This window comes from uncultured Caulobacter sp., from assembly GCF_937900395.1.
Taxonomy (GTDB): domain Bacteria; phylum Pseudomonadota; class Alphaproteobacteria; order Caulobacterales; family Caulobacteraceae; genus Caulobacter.
This window is the reverse complement of the sequence record NZ_CALCDX010000192.1, coordinates 14,530-38,100: the sequence shown is the minus strand read 5'-3', so window position 1 is coordinate 38,100 and position 23,571 is coordinate 14,530. Positions and strand designations below refer to the sequence as shown.

The following is a 23,571-nucleotide window of genomic DNA, read 5'->3' as shown; positions in this document are numbered from 1 at the left end:
CGAAGAAGGTGTCAACCGCCCGCTTCCTGCCAAGCCAAGGTGCGGCTATGGAGGACACCATGGACCGACTGATCCTGATGCGCCACGGCAAGGCCGAGCGGCACGCCCAAAGCGGGGGCGACTTCGAGCGCGCGCTGGTCGACAGCGGCCGCGCCGACGCCGCCGTCATGGGCCGTATCCTGGCCGATGCGGGAGTCGCGCCCGCCCTGCTGCTGGTCTCCTCGGCGCGGCGCACGCGCGAAACCGCCGAGCAGGTGCTGGCGGCCCATGGCCAGAAGGCGCGGGTCGAGCATCTGCGCGACCTCTATCACGCCGAACCGGAAGACATCCTGCAGGCGCTGGAGGATCACGGCGACGGCGCCGGGACGGTGATGGTCGTCGGCCACAATCCCGGCCTGCACGAACTGGCGCTGCGGATGGCCGTGCAGGGCGGCGCCTCGCCGATCCAGACCAACAAGCTGCGCGGCCGGTTCCCGACCGCCACGGTGGTCGTCTTCGCCTGGAACGGCCAGGGCGCGCCGACGCTGGAGCATCTCTTCTACGCCCATGAACACGGCGGAGCCGGCGGCGAATGACCCTGATCTACAAGATCCTGTCCCGCGCCGAGTGGGCGAGCGCCCAGGCCGCCGGACGTTTCGACGGCTCGGCCGTCGATCTCGCCGACGGCTTCATCCACTTCTCCGCCGCCGACCAGGCGCAAGAGACCGCCGCCAAGTGGTTCAAGGGCCAGGCCGATCTCGTCCTGCTGGGCGTCGAGACCGAGGGGCTGGGCGATGCCCTGAAGTGGGAAGCCTCGCGCGGCGGGGCGCTGTTCCCGCACCTCTACCGGCCGCTGTTGATCAGCGAGGTGATCAGCCAGCGCGAGCTTGATCTGGACGCCGACGGCGTGCCGCAACTGGGCGTTCTTTCCGCATGAGCCTACACGACGTCGCCGCGCGCGCCCTGCACGCCTTCGATCCCGAGGACGCGCACGGCCTGGCCATCAAGGGACTGAAGCTGGGGCTGGGACCGCGCGACGCCGGGCCGGACGATCCGATCCTGGCGGTGCAGCTGGCGGGCCTGTCGCTGCCCAACTGCATCGGCCTGGCGGCCGGCTTCGACAAGAACGCCGAGGTTCCCGACGCCATGCTGGCCGCCGGCTTCGGCTTCGTCGAGGCGGGCACGGTCACGCCGCTGGCCCAGGCCGGAAATCCGCGTCCCCGCCTGTTTCGCCTGACCGAGGACCAGGCGGTGATCAACCGGATGGGCTTCAACAATGGCGGTCTCGAGCCGTTCGCCGCGCGCCTGTCCGCCCGCAAGAGCCGTGGCGGCGTGGTCGGCGCCAATATCGGGGCCAACAAGGATGCGACCGACCGCATCCAGGACTATGTCACCGGCCTGACGCGCCTGTGGGGCCTGTCGGACTACTTCACCGCCAACATCTCCTCGCCCAACACCCCTGGCCTGCGCGCCCTGCAGACCAAGGCGGCGCTGGAGGAGCTGTTGGGGCGTCTGGCCGAGACGCGGGCGGGCCTGAAGGCACAGTCCGGCCAAGACTATCCGATCTTCCTGAAGGTCGCGCCGGATCTCGAGGACGGCGAGGTCGAGGCGATCGTCGAGACCGTCGTCGGCGCAGGCCTCGACGCGATCATCGTCAGCAACACCACGATCGCCCGTCCCGACAGCCTGAAATCGCCGCTGGCCGGCGAGAGCGGCGGCCTGTCGGGCGCGCCCCTGCTTGAGCCCTCGACGGCGGTGCTGAAGCGCTTCCACGCCGCCGCCGGGGGCCGTGTGGCCCTGATCGGCGCCGGCGGCGTCGCCAGCGGCGCGGACGCCTACGCCAAGATCCGCGCCGGCGCCCAGGCCGTGCAGCTCTATTCGGCGCTGGTCTACGGCGGGCCGGGCCTGGTCGTGCGGATCAAGCGCGAGCTGGCCGCGCGCCTGCGGGCCGACGGCTTCGCGGCCGTGCAAGACGCGGTCGGCGCCGCATGACGCGCGACCGGGCCCTGACGCTGCTGCGCCGTTTCGGGCCCTTGGCGCTGATCGTCATCCTGTTCGTCGTCGCCTTCGCCAGCGGCCTGGCCGACCACATTTCGCTGGAGGAGCTGCGCGCCCGCGGCTCGGCGCTGCAGGCCTTCGCCCACGAAAAGCCGTTGCTTTGCGCGGCGATCTATCTGGCGATCTACATCAGCTCGGTGGCGATCTCGCTGCCGGGGGCGCTGATCCTGTCGCTGACCGGCGGCTTCCTGTTCGGCCCGATCGGCGGCGGCTTCGCGGCCGTGACCGGCGCCACGGGCGGCTCGACCATCACCTATCTCGTGTTCCGCACCGCCTTCGGCGACATGCTGCGCAAGAAGCCGACGGCGTTCCTGGCCAAGGTCGAGGCGGGCTTCAAGGGCGACGCCTTCAACTATCTGCTGACCCTTCGCCTGATCCCCGCGTTCCCCCTGCTGGTGGTCAATGTGGCGGCGGGCGTCATGAACATCCGGGCGCGTATCTTCATCCTGGCCTCGATCCTGGGCATGATCCCCAGCTCGTTCGTCTATGCCGGCATCGGCGCGGGCCTGGGCCACATCTTCGCCAAGGGCGGGCCCGTGACGCTGGAGACCCTGTTCTCGCCGCGCATCTATCTGCCGATCATCGGCATGGGCGTGCTGGCGTTTCTGCCGCCGTTGTGGCGCCATTGGCGCAACGGGCGCCTGAGCGCGCCGCTGGACGAGAAGTAGCCGCCCCGGATGGTCGAAACGGTTTCGCCGTCGGAGACTGAGACCGCCCCGCCCCGGAAGCGTTTTCCGTGGCCCGGCGGCCTGTCGGCGCGCCTGCTGCTGTTCACGGCGGTGGTCGTCGCGTTCGGCGGCCTGCTGATCCTGCCGCCGGCCCTGGCGGCCTACGAAGAGCAATGGCTGCTGGATCGCGTGCGCGCCGGCGAACTGGCCTCGACCATCGCCGAGTCCGATCCCGAACTGCGGGTCAGCGACGCCGTCGCCAACCAGATGTTCGATCAGGCCGGCGCGGTGACCGTCGCCGTGCAGGTCGACGGCGCCCGCCGCCTGGTGCTGCCGCCCAAGCAGCCGTTCGAGACGACGCCCTATCTCGTCGACCTGCGCCGCCAGAACCCTGGCTCCTGGCTGGCCGCGCCGTTCTTCACCCTGACGAGCCCCAAGGGCAGCATGGTGCGGGTGATGGCCGAGCCGCGTTACCGCAAGGCCGAGTTCGTCGAGGTCGTGCTGCCCGATGCGCCGCTTAAGGCCAAGCTGGTGGGCTATCTCTGGCAGCTCGCGGGCGTGACGGTGTTCGTGGCGGGCCTGGCGGGCCTGCTCGTCTACGCCTTCCTGAACATCTTCCTCGTGCGGCCCATGCAACGCATCACCCGGGCGATGGAGTCCTTCCGGAGCGATCCGGACGATCCGGCCGCGCGGCTCGCCCCCTCCAATCGCCGCGACGAGATCGGCCGCGCCGAGCTGGAGCTCGACCGGATGCAGTCCGATCTGCTGGCTGCCCTGGCCTCCAAGGCGCGCCTCGCGGCGCTGGGCGAGGCGGTGGCCAAGATCAATCACGACCTGCGCAACATGCTGACCAGCGCCCAGATGGCCTCGGATCGCCTGGCCGCCCTCGGCGACCCGAAGGTGGCCCAGGCCCTGCCGCGCCTGGAGCGGGCCCTGGATCGCGCCATCACCCTGGCCTCCGACGTCATGGCCTACGGCAAGTCCAAGGAGCCGGCGCCGGTGGTCCGCCCGACGCCGCTGCGCCCCGCGCTGGACATGGCGGCCGAGGACGCGGGCCTGACCGCCAAGGGCGTGACGCTGGAAACGGTCATCGATCCGCGCGAGCAGGTGCTGGCCGACCCCGACCAACTCCACCGCATCCTGACCAACTTGCTGCGCAACGCCCGCGAGGCGATCGAGGGCGCGCCGGACCGGGGCGGCAAGGGCAAGGTGTTCGTCGAGCTGCGCCGCGTCGACGGCGCCAGCGTGCTGCGTCTGTCGGATGATGGTCCGGGCGTGCCGGAGCGCGCCCGCGCCAACCTTTTCCAGCCGTTCGTGGGCTCGGCCCGGCGCGGCGGGACGGGCCTGGGCCTGGCCATCGCGCGCGAGCTGGCCCAGGGGCATGGCGGTGATTTGGTGCTGGTGGAAACCGGACCCGGCGGTTCGGTGTTCGATCTTACTCTGGCCGGCGTTCCCGAGCCGCTGCCGGAACGCGACGACCGCGCCGACGTCTCGGCGGAGTGACTTTTGTCTTAACGCGTTTCTGACGACGAGCCGGCGTCCACGTCGTCGGAAGACGCTCTGGGAGGATGCGATGACGACCACCTGGACCATCGCGGTGAAGCTGGGCGCCTCGCCCGAGCTCGCGCCCATTCACGAGATCACCGTCGAGGCGCCGGACGCCCCGACCGCCCTGCGCCGCGTGGCGGCCATGGTCGCGGTGCAGGAAGCCGCCGACGCCGAGCTGCTGATCGACGGCCAGGAGGAGGTCTTCTCCCGCGCCGAGGTCGAGGCGGGCCTGGAGGAGCACCAGGCCCGCACTTGAGATGGGCGAGAGGCCTAGAGGCCTTTCGCGATCCCCTCACGGCGCGGATCCGCGCCGCCTTCCAGCATGCCGCCGGGGCGGACGATCACGCCCTGCAGGCCCGAGCCCTCGATCTGGCCGACCTTGACGTTGACGCCCCGCGCGTTCAGCGCCGCCAGCATCTCGGGCCCGAACAGGTCGGCGTCGCCGGAATAGGTGTCGCCGCGCGCGACGACGTTGGGCAGCGACACGGCCTGCTGCATATTCAGGCCCCAGTAGAACACGCCGACCATGGCCTTCAGATTGTAGGACAGGATGGCGTTGCCGCCCGGCGAGCCGACGGCGGCCAGGAACTTGCCCTTCTTGTCCAGCACGATGATCGGAGCCATCGACGAGCGCGGCCGCTTGCCGCCCGCGATCGCGTTGGCCGCCGGGGCGCCGTCCTTCTCCTTCGGCGAGAACGAGAAGTCGGTCAGTTGGTTGTTGAGGAAGAAGCCGCCCACCATCCGACCATTGCCGAACAGGCTCTCGACCGTGGTGGTCATCGACACGACGTCGCCCTGCGGATCCACGACGACGAAGTGAGTGGTGCCGCCCGGCTCGTGGGTCATGTCGATCCCGACCTTGGGCGCGCCCTTGGGCTTGCCGAACGGCGGCGCGGCGCCGGCCTTGTCGGTGATCAGCTTGGCGCGCTCGGCCACGTACTGCGGATCCAGCAAGCCCTCGACCGGCACCGTCACGAAGTCCGGGTCGCCGACATAGCGGTCGCGATCGGCGTACATCACGCGCTCGGCCTGGGCCAGCAGGGTCCAGGCGACGGGATCGGTCGGGCCGCGCTTGCCAATGTCGGTGTGCTCCAGCATCCGCAGCGCCTGGATCACGGCCAGGCCGCTGGACTGCGGGTTGGGGACGCACACGGTGTAGACCTTCCAGGGGCGGCAAAGGGCCGGCCCCGAGCGCGGCTTGTAAGTCTTGAGGTCCTGCAGGGTGATGCTGCTGGGCAGATCGCCCTCGTGCAGGCGGTCGACGATCGCCTGGGCGATCGGACCGTCCAACAGGGCCGCCGGGCCCTTGGCCGCGATCTGACGCACCGTCTCGGCATAGGCCGGGTTCTTCAGCACGTCGCCGGCCTGGTACCGGGTCCCATCCGGCTTGGTGAAGTACTTTACCGCATCGGGTTGCGAGGGTTGCGGCGCGCGGGTGCTATTGATCATGCCGGCCAGGCGCGGGCTGACCACGAAGCCCTCGTCGGCCAGTTTCTCGGCGTCCTTGAACAGGGTGTTCCAGGCGACCTTGCCGTGCGCCTTCTGGGCGTCGGCCAGCATGGCCACCGCCCCGGGTACGCCGGTCGAGCGGCCGGACAGAAGGGCCTTCACGAAAGGCAGCGGCTTGCCGTCCGTATCCAGGAACATGTCGGGGCCGGCGCCGCCGGGGGCCTTTTCGCGGCCGTCATAGGCCGTCACCTTGCCGGTCTTGGCGTCGTAGAAGACCAGGAACGCGCCGCCGCCCAGGCCCGAGCTCTGCGGCTCGACCAGGCCCAGGACCGCCTGGATCGCCACGGCCGCGTCCACCGCGCTCCCGCCGTCGCGCAGGACCCGCAGGCCCGCCTCGACCGCCAGAGGATTGGCCGCGGCGACCATGCCCTTCGAGACAGGCGATGTGACCACGGGCCTTGGCGTAGGCATGCCCAGCGCGATGGACTCCGCGTTGGCGGCCAGCGGCGCGAAGGTCAGCTGTAGGGCGGCGGAAAGGGCGAGCAGGGAAGCGAAGCGACGCATACGGATCCTCAGGCAGACGACGAGGGACGACCTGCCCGCCGTCCCGGAGGACTCCATGGACACCAAGGAAGAGGCGCTGTCACGCCCAGATAAGCTGCGAAGGGCTTCATCGATCATGCTTTGAGCGTCTCGGGGGCAGCCCGCGCGCGAGACCGAACGCCGTTGCGCCAACTTTTCGAGATTATCCTGAAAACCGGGCTTGCGTCCCCCGAACGGCTGGGCTATCTCCCCCGCCTCGCCGCAAGGCAGTGCGCGCCCGTAGCTCAGCTGGATAGAGCATCAGACTACGAATCTGAGGGTCGGACGTTCGAATCGTTCCGGGCGCGCCATTTTCTCCCCTTGTAATCATTGGGGTTTCAGCTTTTTCGGTGTTGAAGGTCGGCGCGATGGCGCTGGCGCGGCGTCGCAATCGCCTGCCAAGCTGAACATCTCATCGAACGGACGTTGCGAGCGACGATCCATCGATGAGCAAAGCCAGCCGCCTCAGCCGTCCGGCCCGCGTCACGTCGAACGGCCTGCGCTCGGGGCGCGCCACCGCATGTGCATGTGGCTGGGGAAGGGGGACGGCGCCTCCTCAAAACCAAATCGCCCATAGAGACGTTGGGCGCCGTGATTGGTCTTCTCGACATAGAGAGTCACGGCGTCGGCGCCGGCCCGGATGGCCGCATCTTGGATCGACTGAATCAGAGCGCCGCCGACGCCCGCGCCCCGCGCCTTGACCAGGAGGCTGAGGTCTATCGCTCTCCATTCGGGCTGGCTGCGATCGAGGTACAGGCGGCCGATCGCCTCGCGACGACCGCCGGAACCGATCCGCTCGATGAGCCAAAAGTCCGCCGTCGGATTGCGCTGCAGATAGTGCAGGTGCTGCAGGCTGAACTGGTCCTGGATGAACGCCTGCTTTTGGATTTCCGGCCACGGCGCGACGCTTAGTTCGACCGCGCGGGTTTCGCCGTAGAGCCTCACCAGGAATGGAAAGTCGGCGGACCGCGCCGGACGCAGGGCGAGACCGGGGGCGACGGACAGCCCGCGCCCAACGCGCCTCGGAAAGTCGGGGAGGTTGGAGGGATGCGCCGCCGCGAGCGCCGGGTGGCTTGCGCGCGCTCGCATGACATGATGATTTTGCCCGCCTAGGTTTTTCTTCATCAATTTTCGCGCCTGGGGAGAAGGTCTTGCGACTGCTGACGCCTGAAGATTTCGAGCCGTGGCTCGGCCGCCAGGTGCGGATCAACACCTTGCCAAAGCCGGTCGAGGTGCTGCTGGCCCGCGTGGAACGGATGCCGCGATTGATCGGCTTCGATGTCCGCGAGCGTTTCCGGCTGACCTTCGAGGCCCATCCGAGCGTCCTGCTGATGGACACCACCTACGAGTTCGACTGTGGTCGTGGCGGTCCTCACCCGATCCACATCAGCCAGATCACGCCAACCCCCAATGCGCGCCGGTATCAGGCGATCTTCACCTGACCCGGCGCGTTCGGCTGGGGATCAGGTCACGGTTGCTCGGGCCAAATGCCGACCGACGCGATGATCGTCGTCACCGCCAGGAACGGCGGCATCATGGAGACAGGCGCGCTATTTCCGGCAGGCTGTATGGTGACGGTCGTCCCGGTGGATTGAGCGCTGATTTGCATGCCGCCAAGGGGAACCGGCGTGCCTGGAGTATTGGCCGGAACATAGAGCACCGGCGAGGTGTCTTGTTCTAGGACGGTCCCCAGGTATCCCCCAGGCGTGGGCTGGGGCGTTTCGTCCGCAGCGCTCACACCGGTCATCGCCGTCATGGATCCGCTCACGGTTACAGCGCCGTTTGTAACCGTCGGCGTATGCGTATGCGTGGGCAAGTTCGCCAGGCTCAGGGATTGCTGCTCGACGCCGCCCTTGTCGCCCGGTTGCCGAGGGGTCAGTCCCACGCCGTTTCCCGTGCCGATGAAGGCCCGGCCCTGCGCGTCAGGCAAGGCGAAGTTTGACGTGCCGTTTCCGCCAAAGCGATTGCTGAGCAGGGCGAACAGCGCCTGGTTCTGGCCGACTTGCAACACCTGTCCCCTGCAAGTCAGCCAGTTGACCGGGGCATAGGCGAAGCCGACCTGCATGATCTGGCCGATGAATGGATCCGACATGAAAACCTCCCTCTGGGTTGTCTAAAGGCTTCATCCCCAAAATGGGGACGCGCCTGACGGCGTCTCTGGAGGTCTGGAAGGGGCCAATACACCACGCGGCGCTTGTCCAGGGATCTCCCGTGTGGTTGCCTTGCTGCAACCGTGGGGCGAATTTCAGCTTCGGTATGTGATAAAAAGCACATCGCGGCGAGGGCGCGGCCCCAATAAGTAGGCCAATCGCGTCGGGACGAACACGAGCGTTCCTGCGAGAGCTTTCGCGTCAGTTCCAGCGTACGACGCGTGCGCGTCGACAGTACCCAGTCAAAAATTCGTGCGACGACCGACGATGTTTTACTCGGGGTCGCGCACCCCGGGGGGAAGTGATGTTCGCGAAGATCGGTCGCGGACTTGGCGCAGCGTGCGCGAAGTCGATCCGTCGTGTTCATGGCGCGACCGCCGCCGTCATGCTGATGGCGGCCGGCCTGACACCGGCCGCAGCGCTTGCACAAAGCGCAGGTTGTGTGGCCGTCAACGATGGCGTGCTCGATTTCACGGCGAAAATCGTCAGTGGAGACCCGCGACAGCCGGAAACGACCTCTGTCGCCACGTCCTCCTCGTACGCGCTTTCGATGATCAAGGCGACGGCGGGTTACAACGACAACGTGGCGACCACGTTCGTTCCCGGGGTGCTACCGTTCACGACCGGCGATCGTATCGATTTCACGGCGGACGTCACGCAGTATGCCAGCTCCTCCGGCGGCGTGCGTATCCGTTTTCGCATCAATAACAGCGTTATCGGCCTTCCCACAGGGGCGCGGGTGACCCCGGACGCGCCGGGCGTGGGCACGTACACTGGCTATTATACCGTCGCCTCGGGGCTGACGGGCGTCGGTCTGTCGATTGACCACCCGACCCAGAGCTCGACCACCAGCATCACCGCGACTTGCACCCCCTATGTGGATTCCGGTCTCACCCTCGGCGTCTCGATGTCGCACATCGGCACGCCGCAACAGGGCGGTACGGTCGACTACACTATCACGCCTAGCGCTAGCGGCGCCTCCACCGGCTCGAACCTGACCCTGACGTTCAGCTTGCCCTCGGGCCTGAGCTACAATTCCGGCTCCGGTTCGGGCTGGAGCTGCACGTCCACCCGCTGCATCTATTCGAACACGATCGCCAACGGCGCCAGCGGCAATCCGTTGACCTTACGAGCGAACGTCGCCGCCAACGCGGCGACGAGCCTGACGCCGAGCGTGACGCTTTCGGGCGGCAACGCGAGCAGTTCAGCCAATGCGAGCGACCCGACAACAATATCCGTGGTTCAGACCCCCGCCTCGGTCACGATCGCCGGCGGCAACAACCAGACCGCCTCGGCGAGCACGGCCTTCGCAACGCCGCTGAGCGTCACGGTGCGGGACGGCTCGAACGCGGTGATCGCCAACACCTCCGTCACCTTCGCGGCGCCCGGCTCCGGCGCCAGCGGGACCTTCTCGAATTCCAGCAACAGCATCACCGTGACCACCGACGCTTCCGGCGTCGCCTCCGCGGGGACGTTCACCGCCAACGCGACGACGGGCGGCTATTCGGTGACGGCGACGGCCGGTTCGGCGTCGACCAGCTTCAGCCTGACCAACAGCGCCGCGGCGACGCCGCCGACGGTGACGGGGATCTCGCCGACGTCCGGCTCGACCGCGGGCGGGACCTCGGTGGTGATCACCGGGACCAATTTCACCGGCGTGACGGCGGTGCGTTTCGGGTCTACCGCCGCATCGGGCTTCACGGTCGACAGCGCGGCCCAGATCACCGCCACCTCTCCAGCGGGCGCAGCGGGGACGGTGGACGTCACGGTGCAAACGCCTTCCGGAACCAGCACGACCAGCGCCGCCGACCAGTTCACCTACGTCGCCGCTCCGGCGACGCCCACGATCACCAGTTCGCCGCCGTCGCTAAGCAACAGCAGCAACGCGACCTTCCAGTTCAGCCTCGCCTCGGGAACGGCGGAATGCGCGATCGACGGCGGCGGCTTCTCGGCCTGCACGAGCCCGAAATCGTACGCAGGCCTGGCGGAAGGCAGCCACACCTTCCAGGTCAAGGCGGTCAATTCGGGGGTCTATAGCAGCGCGGCCAGCTACAGCTGGACCGTGGACACGACCGCGCCGGCCGCGCCCGCGGTCTCGTCGCCCGCCAACGGCTCCACGCGCGGGGTCTCGCAGAAGGGCGTTTCCGGGACCGCCGAGGCTAACAGCACGGTGACGGTCTATCTCGACGGTTCCGCCGACGGCACGACCACGGCCGATGGCGCGGGCGCGTGGAGCTACACGCTCACGGCTCTGACGGCGGCGTCTCACACGGTCAAGGCGCGGGCGACCGACGCGGCCGGCAATACGTCGTCCGACTCGGCTACGAACACCTTCACGGCGGTGGCGGCGCTGACCGCGACCCAGGCGGTCTCCTCGATATCGACGACGGTCAACGCCGCCCTGACGACGGTCCAGCCGGTGACCACTAGCGGCGGCCAGGCCCCGATCACCTATGCGTTGAGCGGCGGATCCCTGCCGACCGGCCTGTCGTTCAGCGCCGCCACCGGGCAACTGTCCGGCACGCCCACCGCGACGCTGTCGGCGACGACCTTCACGGTCACCGCCACGGACGCCCTGTCGCAGACGGCCTCCCAGACCTTCAGCCTGACGGTCGCCAGCGCGGCCCAGACCATCAGCTTCCAGTCCTCGGCGCCCGCCTCGGCGGTCGTGGGCGGAGCGACCTATACGCCCTCGGCGACCGCGACGTCCGGCCTTAGCGTCACGTTCGCGATCGACAGCAGCAGCAGCGCGGTCTGCACGATCTCCGGCGGCGTCGTCAGCTTCACCGGCGTGGGGACCTGCCGGATCAACGCCGACCAGGCGGGCAATGGCGCCTACAGCGCCGCGCCGCAGGCGCAGCAATCGTTCTCGGTCGGCGCGGGAACCCAGACCATCAGCTTCACCTCGACCGCTCCGGCGGCCGCCAAGGTGGCGGGGGCGACCTACACGCCCGCGGCGACGGCGACGTCGGGACTGTCGGTGAGCTTCAGCATCGATAGCAGCAGCAGCGCGGTCTGCGCGATCTCCGGCGGCGTGGTCAGCTTCACGGGCGCCGGGACCTGCCTGGTGAACGCCAACCAGGGCGGCAATGGCAGCTACGGCGCCGCGACCCAGGTTCAGCAATCCTTCAGCGTCGCCAAGGGCGATCAGACGATCAGCTTCGGCGCGCTGTCCAACGTCGCCATCTCGGCCTCGCCCGTGACCCTGAGCGCCACCGCCGGCTCCAGCCTGGCCGTGACCTTCACCAGCACCACGACCAGCGTCTGCACCGTTTCCGGGGTCACCGTGACCTTGGTGGCGCAGGGAGCCTGCTCGATCGACGCCAACCAGGCCGGCGACGCGAACTGGAACGCCGCGCCGACCGTCAGTCGCGGCTTCACGGTGATGCCGGCCACCCTGGCGCTGTCGACCGGGGCGGCCGGGACGACCAAGGTCGGCGCCGCGTTCAGCCAGGCGAACACGGCGACCGGCGGCGTCGCGCCCTACCACTTTACGATCAGCGCTGGCGCGCTGCCGGCGGGGGTCAGTCTGGACGCGAGCACCGGAACGGTCAGCGGTACGCCGACGACCGCGGGGGCCTTCAGCTATGCCGTTTCGGTGGCGGACTCCAACAGCCCGGCGGGCGCGGTCGCCGGGACGACGGTGTCCGGAACGATCGCCAAGGGGACGCAGACCCTGAGCTTCACCTCGACGGCGCCGACGAACGCCAGCGTTGGCGGCGCGACCTATACGGTCGCCGCGACATCCAGCGCCAGCCTGACGCCCACCTATTCGATCACCGGGGGCGGCGGCGGCATCTGCACGATCAGCGGCGCGACGGTCAGCTTTGTCGCGGCGGGCAGCTGCGTGGTGGCCGCCGATCAGGCCGGGAACGCCAACTATGATCCGGCCACGACCGTGACCCAGACCATCACCGTGGCCGCCGCGCCGATCGCCGCCGCCAAGTCCGGCATTGTTGTTCCCTTCAACAGCACGGGTCTGGCCATCGATCTGAGCGCCAGCATCACCGGCGGCGCGCATACCTCGATCGCCGTCACGACCGCGCCCGCTCATGGGACGACGACGATCGCGGGCGACGTCGTCACCTATGTTCCGACAAACGGATATTATGGCGCCGACAGCTTCGCCTACGCCGCGACCGGTCCGGGCGGCGCGTCGGCCCCGGCCACCGTGAGCCTGACGGTCGAAAACCCCGCCGCGCCCAGTGTCGCCAACATCGCGGTGGACATTGCCTTCAACTCGACCGGCCAAGCGATCGGCCTGCAGGCGACGGGCGTCTTTACGGGCGTGGACATTGCGTCTGCGCCGTCCCATGGCGCTGTCACCCTTAGCGGGAACACCGCGACCTATGTCCCCGAGGCCGGCTATTTTGGCGCGGACAGCTTTACCTATACGGCGACCGGTCCGGGCGGGGTTTCCGCTCCGGCTACCGTGTCGTTGACCATCGCGTCGCCCAGCGCGCCCACCGTCAGCGGCGGCAGCGCGGAGGTGTTCTCCAACGATACCGGCCAATCGATCGGTCTGTCGGTCTCGGGGGTCTACACCAGCGTCGTCCTGGTCTCGCCGCCTAGCCACGGCTCGGTGACGATCAGCGGCGCGACCGCGATCTATACGCCCGCCAGCGGCTATGTCGGCAGCGACAGCTTCAGCTTCGCGGCGGTCGGTCCAGGCGGAACGTCGGCGGCCGCCGGCTTCAGCATCACGGTCCTGGCGCCGCCTCCGCCGCCGACGCCGCTACCGACCAACGTCAACGCGGCGGGCGCCTCGGTCGAAGGCGGCTCCTCGGTCGATGTCAATCTCTCAACGCTGGTCGTGGGCGTCTTCGACATTGTCGAAATCGCGACGCCGCCCAGCAACGGCACGGTGACGCTGATCGGTCCCGGGGGGGCGTCGATCGCGTCGCCGCGCGCGGGCCGCGCCGCGCCGGCCGAGACCAGCGGCGGGTGGACCGCCGTCTATTCTCCCAAGCCCGGCTTCATCGGCAAGGACTCCTTCCAGTTCGTGGCGGTTGGGCCCGGAGGCCGATCCGAACCGGCGACCGTGACGATCCTGGTCGGGGTGAGCCTGCCAGTCGCCCAGTCCAAGACCGCCAAGGCCGGCGACGGCCAGACCGTCTCCGTCGACCTTCTGGCCGGCGCGACCGGCGGTCCGTTCACGGGCGCCGAAATCCTGACGATCACGCCGGCCGACGCGGCCACCGCCAAGATCGTCAAGGGCGGAACGGCCGACGCGCCAATCTACAGGCTGGACGTGACGCCACGGACGCGCTTCTCAGGCGACGTTGTCGTCGGCTATCGCTTGCTGAACGCCTTCGGCGAGTCGGGGCCGGCGACGGTGACTGTCACTGTCATCGCGCGACCCGATCCGTCGCTCGATCCGGCGGTGCGCGCGCTTTCCGACACCCAGGTCGAGGCCGCTCGCCGCTTCGCGCGCTCCCAGACGGCCAACTTCATGGACCGCGCCCAACAGCTGCATGGCGGCGGAGGCGGCGACGCCATGGCGATCCGGCTGAACCCTCGCGACCTTTCCGACCCGCATCACGACCCCCTGCTGGCGGCCCGCGACGATCAGTTCGGGCTTACGGATTGGCGGCGCGGACCGAGCGCGAGCGATCGGGCGGCGGGCCAGGACGAGGAGCGCGGCGCGGCGACGGGGCGTCTGGCTTCTTCCCGTGCGGGCGCCCCGCTCGGACGACGCGACCAAGCCGCCCCGGCGTCCGACGACTCCGAGGACGACGACGGGCAGGGCGGTCCGCGCGCGGTCGGAAAGGTCGCGCTCTGGACCGGCGGCGCGATCGAGGTCGGGACCATGGATCGCCGCAAGGGACGCGCCAAGATCACCCTGTCCAGCTCGGGCCTGTCGGTCGGCGCGGACGTCAAGCTCGCCGAATGGGCGACGGTCGGCGTCGGCGGCGGGTACGGCGAAGATGTCAGCCGCATCGACTCGGGGGGCGCGCGGGTGCGGAGCGAAACCCAGGTGGCGGCCGCCTATGGCAGCTTCCAGCCGCTGCAGAACGCCTTCATCGACACTGTCATCGGCCACGGCAAGCTCGACTACCGCACCCGCCGCGCGGTCGAGGCCAACGGCATGACCGCGCTTGGTCGGCGCAAGGGCGATATGACCTTCGGGGCCTTGTCGTTCGGCGTCGATCGAAACGACGCGGGAGTCCATTGGTCCAGCTATGGCCGTCTCGAGTGGCTGAAGGGCGACCTGAACGCCTACGCCGAAACCGGCGCCGACCGTTACGCGCTCCGCTTCGACGCGCGCGACGTCCAGTCCTTGACAGGGGCGCTGGGGGCCAAGCTCGAATTCAAGCGCGATCTGCGTTTCGGCGTCGTCACGCCGCGCCTCGGGGTTGAATGGCTGCACGAGTTCCGCGGCGTCGGAGCCCAGGGCCTGGACTACGCCGACATCGAAGGCGCTTCGAGCTATCGGATCTCGACGGTCGACTGGCGTCGCGAGCAGTACCACCTGTCGCTCGGCGGACGCCTGGTGACGCCATCGCGTTGGATGGTGGACATGGAGGTCGGGTATCGCGGCTCCGCGGGCGAGGGCGTGGGGCAGCTGCGCCTGCGCGTCGTCAAGCCGCTGTAAGGCGGCCTGGGATTTAGTCCGAGATCGGATGGCTTTCGCGGGCCGCTGCGATTTCTCGGGTGATTGCCGGCGCGTCAGGCCGACGGTTCAAGGTCGCGCCGGCCATGCGATCGCGCACGCGGAAGACGTCACATTACCGATTTTGAGTATCGAGCGGCGCGTGACGTCGCCAACCGCTCCGCCCGTTCAGGGTGACGCCCGCCCAGGTTGTAAAAGCCTGCATCTCTTGGAAATTGCAGGGTTTCTGGGCCAAGAGCGAAGCCGGCTTGGCGTCCGGTGACTGGAACCATTCCCGCAGGGCCTGTGACATCGCGTCGCGCGTGGCGGAATGTCACCGACGCCTAGGTTGATAAATTTGCCTCAATTTAAGGCTGGAACCCGCAGGTTCAGATCCAGAATAAGGCCCGTAGAGAACGCGGGTATATTTTAATGGGCGCGGGGGTGTTGTGTCCAGAACTGATGAATATTTAGTCAGCTTCTCGGGAAGTGTGACAGTTTCCAGTATCTCTGAGGCCCACGCGATCCTGGTCGCGGGGATGGAGCATGGCGGCCCGGTTGTCGTGAACCTCGACGAGGTCGAGGACGCGGACTTGACCCTGGCTCAACTTCTGGAAGCGGCGCGCCTCACGGCGGCGGCCAAGGGCCAGGAGATCCGTCTGGAGAAGCCCGCCGAGGGCGCCCTGCTCCAGGTCCTGCAACGCGGCGGTTTCCTGGAGCCGGACGACTCCGACCGCCTGAACTTTTGGTCTGGGGGAAAGACACAATCATGAGCGCCATTCTCACCGTCGACGACTCGGTCAGCATCCGCGCGGCGATCAAGATCGCCCTGAGCAGCGAAGGCTACGCCGTCAGCGAAGCCGGCAACGGCGCCGAGGGGCTTGAGAAGGCCTCGGCCGGCGGCTTCGATCTGATCATCACCGATCTCAACATGCCGGTGATGGACGGCCTGACCATGATCCGCGAACTGCGCGGTCGGCCGGCCGGCGCTGGGGTGCCGATCGTCTTCCTGACAACCGAGTCCGACGCCGACGTGAAGGCCCAGGCCAAGGCGGCCGGCGCCACCGGCTGGCTGACCAAGCCGTTCGAACCCGACCAGCTGGTCCGGGTCGTCAAGAAGGTCCTCGCCAAATGAGCGGCCTCGATCCCATCGAGACGTTCCGGCAGGAGGCCCAGGAGCTTCTGGAGCAGGTCGAGCAAGGCCTGCTCGACCTGGCGCATCGTCCCGGGGATCGAGACCTGATCGATGCGGTCTTCCGCGGACTGCACACGCTGAAGGGCTCGGGCGCCATGTTCGGCTTCGACGCCCTGGCCGCCTTCACCCACCACTGCGAAACCGCCTTCGACCGCGTGCGCAAGGGCGAGGTTCCCGCCTCGCCGCGTCTGGTCGCCTGCGTGCTGGCCGCTCAGGACCACATGCGCGCCCTGGCCGAGGGGCGACCGGTCGAGCCGGGCGCCGACGAGGCGCTGCTGGCCGACCTGCACGCCGCCGTCGAGGGGGGCGAGGCGCCCGAAGTCTCGGCCGCACCATCCGATCCGGCCGCGCGCGTCTGGAAGATCCGCTTCAGCCTGCCCGCCGACGCCCTCGTCAATGGCGCCCGTCCCCTGCCGCTGCTCGACGAGCTGCGCGAACTGGGCGATTGCCGGGTCCGGGTGATCACCGACGACGTGCCGATGCTGGAGGACCTGGTCCCCACCGAGTGCCGCCTGGCCTGGGAGGTCCTGCTGACCACCCCGCATGGCCGTGACGCCATCGACGACGTCTTCATCTTCGTGATCGACGAGATGACCCTCGAGGTCGAGGAAGTGACCGCGTCGGCCGACATAGAGACGGCTTCGAGCGAGGAGAAGTCGGCCGTTACGGTCCAGGCCGAGAAGCCCGCCGAGACCGGCGCCCAGGACACGCGCGCCGCGAAGACCGGCGGCGAGACCGTCCGCGTCCCCGCCGAGCGGCTGGACGAGATGATGGACCGGGTGGGCGAGCTGGTCATCGCCCAGTCCCGTCTGAAGCAGCTGGCGTCCTCCAGCCTCGACACCGCCCTGCGCGCCGTCGCCGAGGAGATCGAGCGCCTGGCCGCCGAGATGCGCGACACGATGATGGTCGTGCGCATGGTGCCGGTGATCCAGCTGTTCGGCCGCTTCCGTCGCCTGATCCACGATCTGCAGCATGACACCGGCAAGAAGATCGACCTCCAGATCGAGGGCGAGACGACCGAGCTTGATAAGACGGTGATCGAGCGTCTGGCCGATCCGCTGGTCCACCTGGTCCGCAACGCCGCCGACCATGGCCTGGAGACGCCCGAGCAGCGCTTGGCCGCCGGCAAGCCCGAGGCGGGCCTGATCCGCCTTTCGGCCGTCCAGTCCGGCGCCGAGGTCCTGATCACCATCACCGACGACGGTCGCGGGGTCGACCGCGACCGGGTGCGGGCCAAGGCCGAGGAGAACGGCCTGATCGCGCCCGGCCAGGCCCTGACCGACAACGAGCTGCTGAACCTGATCTTCGCGCCCGGCTTCTCGACGGCGGCGACGATCACCAACCTGTCTGGCCGCGGCGTCGGCATGGACGTGGTCAAGAAGACCATCGAAGGCCTGCGCGGCTCGCTGGACATCACCAGCAACCCGGGCGAGGGCTCGGTGGTCTCGCTGCGCATCCCACTGACCCTGGCGATCATCGACGGCCTGCTGGTCCGCGTCGGCGGCAGCCGCTTCGTGATCCCGCTAGCCAATGTCGAGGAATGCGTCGAGCTGTCGCCGGCCCAGGACCTGCGCTCCACCGGCCGCAGCCTGATCACCCTGCGCGACGAACTGGTGCCGTTCATCCGCCTGCGCGAGCAGTTCAAGACGGGCAGCGCGCCCGATCCGCACCAGAAGATCGTCGTCGTCTCGACCGGCCAGGACCGCGTTGGCCTTGTCGTCGATCAGATCCTCGGCGACCACCAGACGGTCATCAAGCCGCTGTCCAGCTTCCACGCCGACATCGGCGCCTTCTCGGGCGCGACGATCCTGGGTGATGGCGGGGTGGCCCTGATCCTCGACATTCCGGTCCTGGTTCATCTGGGCCAGCGTCACGACGCCCAGATGCGCGCGGCGGGCTAGGGGGAGCGTACATGAGCCAACACGCTATCGAAGCCCTGACCTTCGACCTGCAGGGCGAGACCTTCGCCCTGGAGGCCAGCTTGGTCCGCGAGGTGCTGGATCTTCAGCCCGAGACCGAGGTGCCCGGCGCGCCGCTGTTCGTCGGGGCCGTGATCAACTTCCGTGGGCGGATCATTCCACTGGTCGATCTGCGCGTCGCGTTCGAGATGGAGCGCAACGACCCCACAATCGACACGCGGATCGTCGTGATCGAGCACCCGCTGGATGGCGAACCGGCCCTGATCGGCCTGCGCGCCGACAAGGTGCACGAGGTCACCACGATCACCGAAGAGACCACCGAAGAGGTCCCGCGTATCGGCCTGCGCTGGCGGACCGATTTCATCCGCCGGCTGGCCCGGCGCGAGGGGGACCTGATTGTCATCCCCGACCTTGATCAGATTTTCGCCGCTCGGGGCCAGACGGCCTCGGTCACCCCTCTCCATACGAGCCAAGCCCGCTGAGCGGCCGGAGTATTCCCATGCGTCTCACGATCAAATTGCAACTCGCCGCGGCCTTCGGCCTTCTTATCCTCCTCCTGGTGGGTGGAAACCTGTTCGCCATGCGCGAACTGAACAACGCCCAGGACAGCCTGGAAGGCGTGCTGGCCGCGCCGGTCAAGCGCATGGAGCTCGCCCAGGAAATCAACATTCGCCTGCTGAACATCGTCCGGGCCGAAAAGAACATGGTCCTGTCGCACGATGTCGTCGAGATTCGTAAGTTCGAGGCCTCGATCCAGAAGGAGAAGGCGACCGTCGAAGGTCTTCTCGACAAGGCCAAGAGTCTCGCCTCGGCCGAGGGCAAGCCGCGCTGGCTGGCGCTGGAGGCCGCTTACAACACGATGGCCGAGGTCCATACGCGGGTCTTCGCCCTCTCCCTCGAGCACAAGGACGCGGAAGCCACGGCCCTGACCATGGGCGAGAGCCGCAAGGCCATCACCGACGCCGTCGCCAAGGTCGATGAGCTGGTGACGCTGTCCAACGACCAGTTGAACCAGGCCACCGATGAAGCCGACAAGGCGTCGAAGAGCGCGCGCAACTTGCTGATCAGCGTTTCGGTGATCTCGCTGCTGATCGCCGTCGCCGCCGCCGTCTACATCTCGACCGTGGTCAGCAAGGGCCTGGCCCGCGCTTCGGAAGCGGTCCGCACCGTGGCCGAAGGCGACCTGACCAAGACCGCCGAGATCACCTCGCGCGACGAGATCGGCGACCTGCTGGGCCATGTGAACGTCATGATCGAGCGCCTGCGCGGCATCGTGGGCGACGCCATCGCCGCCTCGGACAACGTCTCGTCGGGCAGCCAGGAGCTGTCGGCGACGTCCGAGCAGATGAGCCAGGGCGCGACCGAACAGGCCGCCGCCGCCGAACAGGTCTCGGCCTCGATGGAAGAGATGACGGCCAACATCAAGCAGAACGCCGACAACGCCTCTCAGACCGAGAAGATCGCCCGCCAATCGGCCCATGACGCCGAGACCTCGGGCCAGGCGGTCAACAAGGCCGTCGACGCCATGCAGACGATCGCCGAGAAGATCACCATTGTGCAGGAGATCGCCCGCCAGACCGACCTGCTGGCCCTGAACGCGGCCGTCGAGGCCGCTCGGGCCGGCGAACATGGCCGCGGCTTCGCGGTGGTCGCTTCGGAAGTGCGCAAGCTGGCTGAACGCTCTCAGAGCGCCGCCGCCGAGATCAGCGCGGTGTCCAGCGACACGGTCAAGGCGGCCCAGACCGCCGGCGAGATGCTGACCACCCTGGTGCCGAACATCCGCAAGACCGCCGAGCTGGTCTCGGAAATCAGCGCCGCCTGCCGCGAGCAGGACATCGGCGCCAGCCAGATCAACGACGCCCTGCAGCAATTGGACAAGGTCACCCAGCAGAACGCCTCGGCCTCGGAAGAGATGTCCGCCACGTCCGAGGAGCTGGCCGCCCAGGCCGAGGAACTGCAGACCTCGATCTCCTACTTCCGCACCGACAGCGGCGGCCATGGTCGCCGTCCGGCGCCCCGTCCGGCCGCCAAGCGTCCCTCGCCCGCGGCCAAGCCCGTCGCTAAGGCGCCGGTTCGCAGCCCGGTCGCGGCCCAGCAGGCCCGCGCCGCGGGCTTCGCCCTGGACCTGACCAACGGCGGCCCCGACGCCGACGACGCTGATTTCCGTGAGTACGCCTGAAGCTCAACGCCTCGACGAGGTCCGAGGGGGACCTCGTCCCAATCATGAGGGACGTCCTATGCGGTTAACGATCAAGCTCAAGCTGGCGCTGGCTTTCGGGTTCCTGATTCTGCTCCTGATCGGTACCTCGTTGTTCGGCCTGACGGGCTTGGCGAACGCGAACAAGGAGATGGATGCGCTCGTCTCGGGGCCGGCGGGGCGTCTGAAGGCGGCTCAGCAGCTCAATATCCGCGCGTTGGACGTGACACGCGCCGAGAAGAGCATGCTCACCACCGACAGTGTTCAAGAGATCACCGCCCTCTCACGACGGATCGACGAGGATCGGGAGACGTTCGATCAGCTGATGGCCAAGACCCTCGAGCAGGTTCCCGCCGACTCCCGCGCGAGATGGGAGGATCTCGACCATTCCTGGAAGCGCTTCGAGGCCGTCGATGATCGCCTGCGGGAACTTGTCCGGCAAGGACGCCACGATGAAGCCATCGCCATTTCAAATGGCGAGTCCCACCAACTGGCCGCCGAAATCGGCGAGCAGGTCGAAGCGCTGGTGGTGGTCTCCGACAAGCAGTTGGAAGCATCCGTCGCCAAGGCCGACACGGACTTCGCCCACTTGAGGAACGTGCTGATCGGCCTGGTCGTGGCCGCGACCGCCGTGGCCACGGCCGCCGCGGCCTGGATCGCGCTGAACATCACCAAGGGTCTGAAAGCCATCTCGGTGCTAGCCGATGCCGTCGCTCAGGGCGATCTTGGCCAACAGGTCAAGGTGACAAGCAACGACGAGATCAAGGATCTTGTCGACACGATCAATCACATGTCGTCGAACCTTCAAGCTACCGCCGGCCTCGCCGATCGTATCGCCGACGGCGATCTCACCATCCAGGTCAAGCCTCTGTCCGACAAGGATGTCCTTGGGCTGTCGCTGGAGCGGATGGTCGATCGCCTGCGCGGTATCGTGGCCGACGCCATCTCGGCCTCGGAGAACGTCTCGGCGGGCAGCCAGGAGCTGTCGGCGACCGCCGAGCAGATGAGCCAGGGCGTGACCGAACAGGCCTCGGCCTTCGAGCAGGTCTCGGCCTCGATGGAAGAGATGGCGGCCAACATCAAGCAAAACGCCGACAACGCTAACCAGACCGAGAAGATCGCTCGTCAGTCGGCGATCGGCGCGGAGACTTCGGGCCAGGCGGTCAGCAAGGCCGTCGACGCCATGCGGACGATCGCCGAAAAGATCACGATCGTTCAGGAAATCGCCCGCCAGACGGACCTGCTGGCCCTGAACGCGGCCGTCGAGGCGGCTCGGGCCGGCGAGCACGGCCGCGGCTTCGCCGTGGTCGCCTCGGAAGTGCGCAAGCTGGCCGAACGCTCTCAGAGCGCCGCCGCCGAGATCAGCGCGGTTTCCAGCGATACGGTCAAGGCCGCCCAGACCGCCGGCGAGATGCTGACGAGCCTGGTGCCCGACATACGCAAGACGGCGGAGTTGGTCTCGGAGATCAGCGCCGCCTGCCGCGAGCAGGACATCGGCGCCGGCCAGATCAACGACGCCATCCAGCAACTGGACAAGGTCACCCAGCAGAACGCCTCGGCCTCCGAAGAGATGTCCGCCACGTCCGAGGAGCTGGCCGCCCAGGCCGAGGAGCTGCAGACCTCGATCGCCTACTTTCGCACCGAAAGCGCCGCCCAGGCCCGCCGATCGATGGGCCGACCGCAGGTCAAGCGCGCGGCCCCCGCAGCGGCCAGGACGCCGGCCAAGTCGCCCGTCCGCGTCCCGGTCGCCGCCCAGCAGGCTCGCGCCGCGGGCTTCGCGCTGGACCTTACCAACGGCGGTCCTGACGATCAGGACGGCGAGTTCAGGGAGTATGTCGCGTGAGTGAAGTCTTCCTGGAGCGGCAGTGCGTGACCTTGGGCCTGGGCGCCGAGGTGTTCGCCGTGCCCGTGGCCTTCGTGCGCGAGATCCTGGACTACAGCCCGCCCTCCGCCCTGCCGGAAGGCCCCGCCTATCTGCTGGGGCTGACTGACGTGCGGGGGCGGGGCACGCCGACCCTGGACTTGCGCGCCAAGCTGGGACTGCCGCGCGTGACGCCGGACCTGGCGACGCGGATCCTGGTGCTGGACGTGCCGATCGAGGATCGGATCCTGTCCCTCGGCCTGGTCGCTGACCGGGTCATCGAGGTGGCGACGTTCGAACCCGAGCAGATCGAAGCCGCGCCGGACATCGGCGTGCCGTGGCGATCGGACTACATCAAGGGGGTCGTCCGGCGGGACCACGGCTTCGTCGTGATCTTCGACCTGCCCCGACTGCTGACCAGCCAGGACGCCGCGCTGCTCGCCCAGGCCGCCTGAACCGCAAGCGTCAGAAACAAGAAGGGCGCATCGGCGCCTCACGAAAGAAGAACCCGTGTCGCCAGCTCCTCTCGCGCAGTCGATCGATCCGCAAGCGGACCAGCTGTCCGCCAAGAACTTCGCGCGTCTGGCGGCCTTCATCCATGACTACAGCGGCATCAAGATGCCCGGCAGCAAGAAGACCATGCTCGAGGGGCGTCTGCGTCGACGGATGCGGACCTATGGTCACACCAACCTCAACGACTATTGCCGGTTCCTGTTCGACGACGGGGGGCTGGAGGCCGAGACCGTCCATCTGATCGACGTCGTCACCACCAACAAGACCGAGTTCTTCCGCGAACCGTCGCACTTCGACTTTCTTGAGAAGAAGGGCCTGCCGGCGTTGACCGAAGGACGCCGCAAGCCGATCCGCGCCTGGAGCGCGGCGGCCTCGATCGGCGCCGAGGCCTACACCCTGGCCATGGTCCTGGAGGACTTCGTCGCCGACCGGCCTGGCCTCGACTACAGCATCCTGGCGACCGACATCTGCACCGACGTCCTGGCCAAGGGCGTGGCCGGTCGCTATCCCGAGGTCATGATCGAGCCGGTCGCCATGGCCCGCCGGCGGCAGTACCTGATGCAGTCCAAGGACCGTTCGCTCCGCGAGGTCCGCATACGGCCGGACCTGCGCTCCAAGGTGTCCTTCGCGCGCCTGAACCTGATGGACGAGACCTATCCGGTCGATCGCGACCTGGACATCATCTTCTGCCGCAACATCCTGATCTATTTCGACAAGCTGACCCAGGCCAAGGTGCTGGGACGTCTCTGCGACCATCTGGTCCCTGGCGGCTATCTGTTTCTGGGGCATTCTGAGTCGATCGTCGGGCTGGATCTTCCGGTCCGACAGGTCGCCAACACCGTGTTCCAGAAGCCCTAGCC

General features: G+C 68.1%; 19 protein-coding genes and 1 tRNA gene. 17 read left to right on the top strand and 3 right to left on the bottom strand.

Annotated features, from left to right (window positions below):
• Positions 1 to 59 precede the first annotated feature (59 nt).
• The 6 genes from Q0379_RS16665 to Q0379_RS16640 all read left to right on the top strand — a co-directional run bounded on the left by Q0379_RS16665 (position 60) and on the right by Q0379_RS16640 (position 4,509).
• Entirely contained in the window at positions 60 to 575 is a 516-nt protein-coding gene (locus tag Q0379_RS16665; protein ID WP_299013956.1) for a histidine phosphatase family protein, read from the top strand.
• The gene (locus tag Q0379_RS16660; RefSeq protein ID WP_299013953.1) at positions 572 to 916 is read left to right on the top strand and encodes a DUF952 domain-containing protein; all 345 of its coding nucleotides are present in this window, start codon (positions 572 to 574) and stop codon (positions 914 to 916) included. The genes Q0379_RS16665 and Q0379_RS16660 overlap by 4 nt, the downstream gene beginning before the upstream one ends.
• A complete protein-coding gene (locus Q0379_RS16655) occupies positions 913 to 1,971 on the top strand; it encodes a quinone-dependent dihydroorotate dehydrogenase (RefSeq protein WP_299013950.1) in 1,059 nt (352 codons plus the stop codon). Before Q0379_RS16660 ends, Q0379_RS16655 begins: the two co-directional genes overlap by 4 nt.
• Entirely contained in the window at positions 1,968 to 2,705 is a 738-nt protein-coding gene (locus Q0379_RS16650; protein WP_299013947.1) for a TVP38/TMEM64 family protein, read from the top strand. Before Q0379_RS16655 ends, Q0379_RS16650 begins: the two co-directional genes overlap by 4 nt.
• A gap of 9 nt (positions 2,706 to 2,714) precedes the next feature.
• Entirely contained in the window at positions 2,715 to 4,208 is a 1,494-nt protein-coding gene (locus Q0379_RS16645; protein WP_299013944.1) for a HAMP domain-containing sensor histidine kinase, read from the top strand.
• A gap of 70 nt (positions 4,209 to 4,278) precedes the next feature.
• Positions 4,279 to 4,509 (top strand): hypothetical protein, encoded by a 231-nt coding sequence (locus tag Q0379_RS16640; protein WP_066685000.1) that lies wholly within the window; start codon positions 4,279 to 4,281, stop codon positions 4,507 to 4,509.
• 14 nt (positions 4,510 to 4,523) lie between these two features.
• On the opposite strand, the gene ggt is transcribed toward Q0379_RS16640, so the two are convergent.
• Positions 4,524 to 6,266, bottom strand: coding sequence for a gamma-glutamyltransferase (gene ggt / locus Q0379_RS16635; RefSeq protein WP_299013933.1), 1,743 nt, complete (start codon positions 6,264 to 6,266; stop codon positions 4,524 to 4,526).
• 252 nt (positions 6,267 to 6,518) lie between these two features.
• On the opposite strand from ggt, the gene Q0379_RS16630 reads away from it, so the two are divergent.
• Positions 6,519 to 6,595: transfer RNA gene (locus tag Q0379_RS16630), tRNA-Arg, on the top strand.
• Positions 6,596 to 6,767: 172 nt separating this feature from the next.
• Here the strand turns inward: Q0379_RS16630 and Q0379_RS16625 are convergent.
• Positions 6,768 to 7,373 carry an N-acetyltransferase gene (locus tag Q0379_RS16625; protein WP_299013930.1) on the bottom strand — a complete coding sequence of 202 codons (606 nt, stop codon included), beginning with the start codon at positions 7,371 to 7,373 and terminating at the stop codon, positions 6,768 to 6,770.
• A gap of 62 nt (positions 7,374 to 7,435) precedes the next feature.
• On the opposite strand from Q0379_RS16625, the gene Q0379_RS16620 reads away from it, so the two are divergent.
• Entirely contained in the window at positions 7,436 to 7,726 is a 291-nt protein-coding gene (locus tag Q0379_RS16620) for a hypothetical protein (protein ID WP_299013927.1), read from the top strand.
• Positions 7,727 to 7,752: 26 nt separating this feature from the next.
• Here Q0379_RS16620 and Q0379_RS16615 read toward each other — a convergent pair whose 3' ends face one another.
• Positions 7,753 to 8,376 carry a tail fiber protein gene (locus Q0379_RS16615; RefSeq protein ID WP_299013923.1) on the bottom strand — a complete coding sequence of 208 codons (624 nt, stop codon included), beginning with the start codon at positions 8,374 to 8,376 and terminating at the stop codon, positions 7,753 to 7,755.
• A 608-nt stretch (positions 8,377 to 8,984) separates the two neighbouring features.
• On the opposite strand from Q0379_RS16615, the gene Q0379_RS16610 reads away from it, so the two are divergent.
• The 9 genes from Q0379_RS16610 to Q0379_RS16570 all read left to right on the top strand — a co-directional run bounded on the left by Q0379_RS16610 (position 8,985) and on the right by Q0379_RS16570 (position 23,569).
• Positions 8,985 to 15,029, top strand: a complete 6,045-nt coding sequence (locus tag Q0379_RS16610; protein ID WP_299013920.1) for an autotransporter domain-containing protein — start codon at positions 8,985 to 8,987, stop codon at positions 15,027 to 15,029.
• A 446-nt stretch (positions 15,030 to 15,475) separates the two neighbouring features.
• Positions 15,476 to 15,799, top strand: coding sequence for an STAS domain-containing protein (locus tag Q0379_RS16605; protein WP_299013917.1), 324 nt, complete (start codon positions 15,476 to 15,478; stop codon positions 15,797 to 15,799).
• A complete protein-coding gene (locus tag Q0379_RS16600) occupies positions 15,796 to 16,161 on the top strand; it encodes a response regulator (RefSeq protein ID WP_299013914.1) in 366 nt (121 codons plus the stop codon). The genes Q0379_RS16605 and Q0379_RS16600 overlap by 4 nt, the downstream gene beginning before the upstream one ends.
• A complete protein-coding gene (locus tag Q0379_RS16595) occupies positions 16,158 to 18,122 on the top strand; it encodes a chemotaxis protein CheA (protein WP_299013911.1) in 1,965 nt (654 codons plus the stop codon). Before Q0379_RS16600 ends, Q0379_RS16595 begins: the two co-directional genes overlap by 4 nt.
• Before the next feature lie 11 nt (positions 18,123 to 18,133).
• Complete coding sequence (locus Q0379_RS16590) at positions 18,134 to 18,622, top strand: chemotaxis protein CheW (protein ID WP_299013908.1); 489 nt, start codon at positions 18,134 to 18,136, stop codon at positions 18,620 to 18,622.
• A gap of 17 nt (positions 18,623 to 18,639) precedes the next feature.
• Positions 18,640 to 20,319 carry a methyl-accepting chemotaxis protein gene (locus Q0379_RS16585; RefSeq protein ID WP_299013905.1) on the top strand — a complete coding sequence of 560 codons (1,680 nt, stop codon included), beginning with the start codon at positions 18,640 to 18,642 and terminating at the stop codon, positions 20,317 to 20,319.
• A gap of 58 nt (positions 20,320 to 20,377) precedes the next feature.
• Positions 20,378 to 22,180, top strand: coding sequence for a methyl-accepting chemotaxis protein (locus Q0379_RS16580; protein ID WP_299013902.1), 1,803 nt, complete (start codon positions 20,378 to 20,380; stop codon positions 22,178 to 22,180).
• Positions 22,177 to 22,653, top strand: a complete 477-nt coding sequence (locus Q0379_RS16575; protein ID WP_299013899.1) for a chemotaxis protein CheW — start codon at positions 22,177 to 22,179, stop codon at positions 22,651 to 22,653. The genes Q0379_RS16580 and Q0379_RS16575 overlap by 4 nt, the downstream gene beginning before the upstream one ends.
• 55 nt (positions 22,654 to 22,708) lie before the next feature.
• On the top strand, positions 22,709 to 23,569 hold the full coding sequence (locus Q0379_RS16570) for a CheR family methyltransferase (protein WP_299013896.1): 861 nt from the start codon (positions 22,709 to 22,711) through the stop codon (positions 23,567 to 23,569).
• The last annotated feature ends 2 nt before the right edge of the window (positions 23,570 to 23,571 follow it).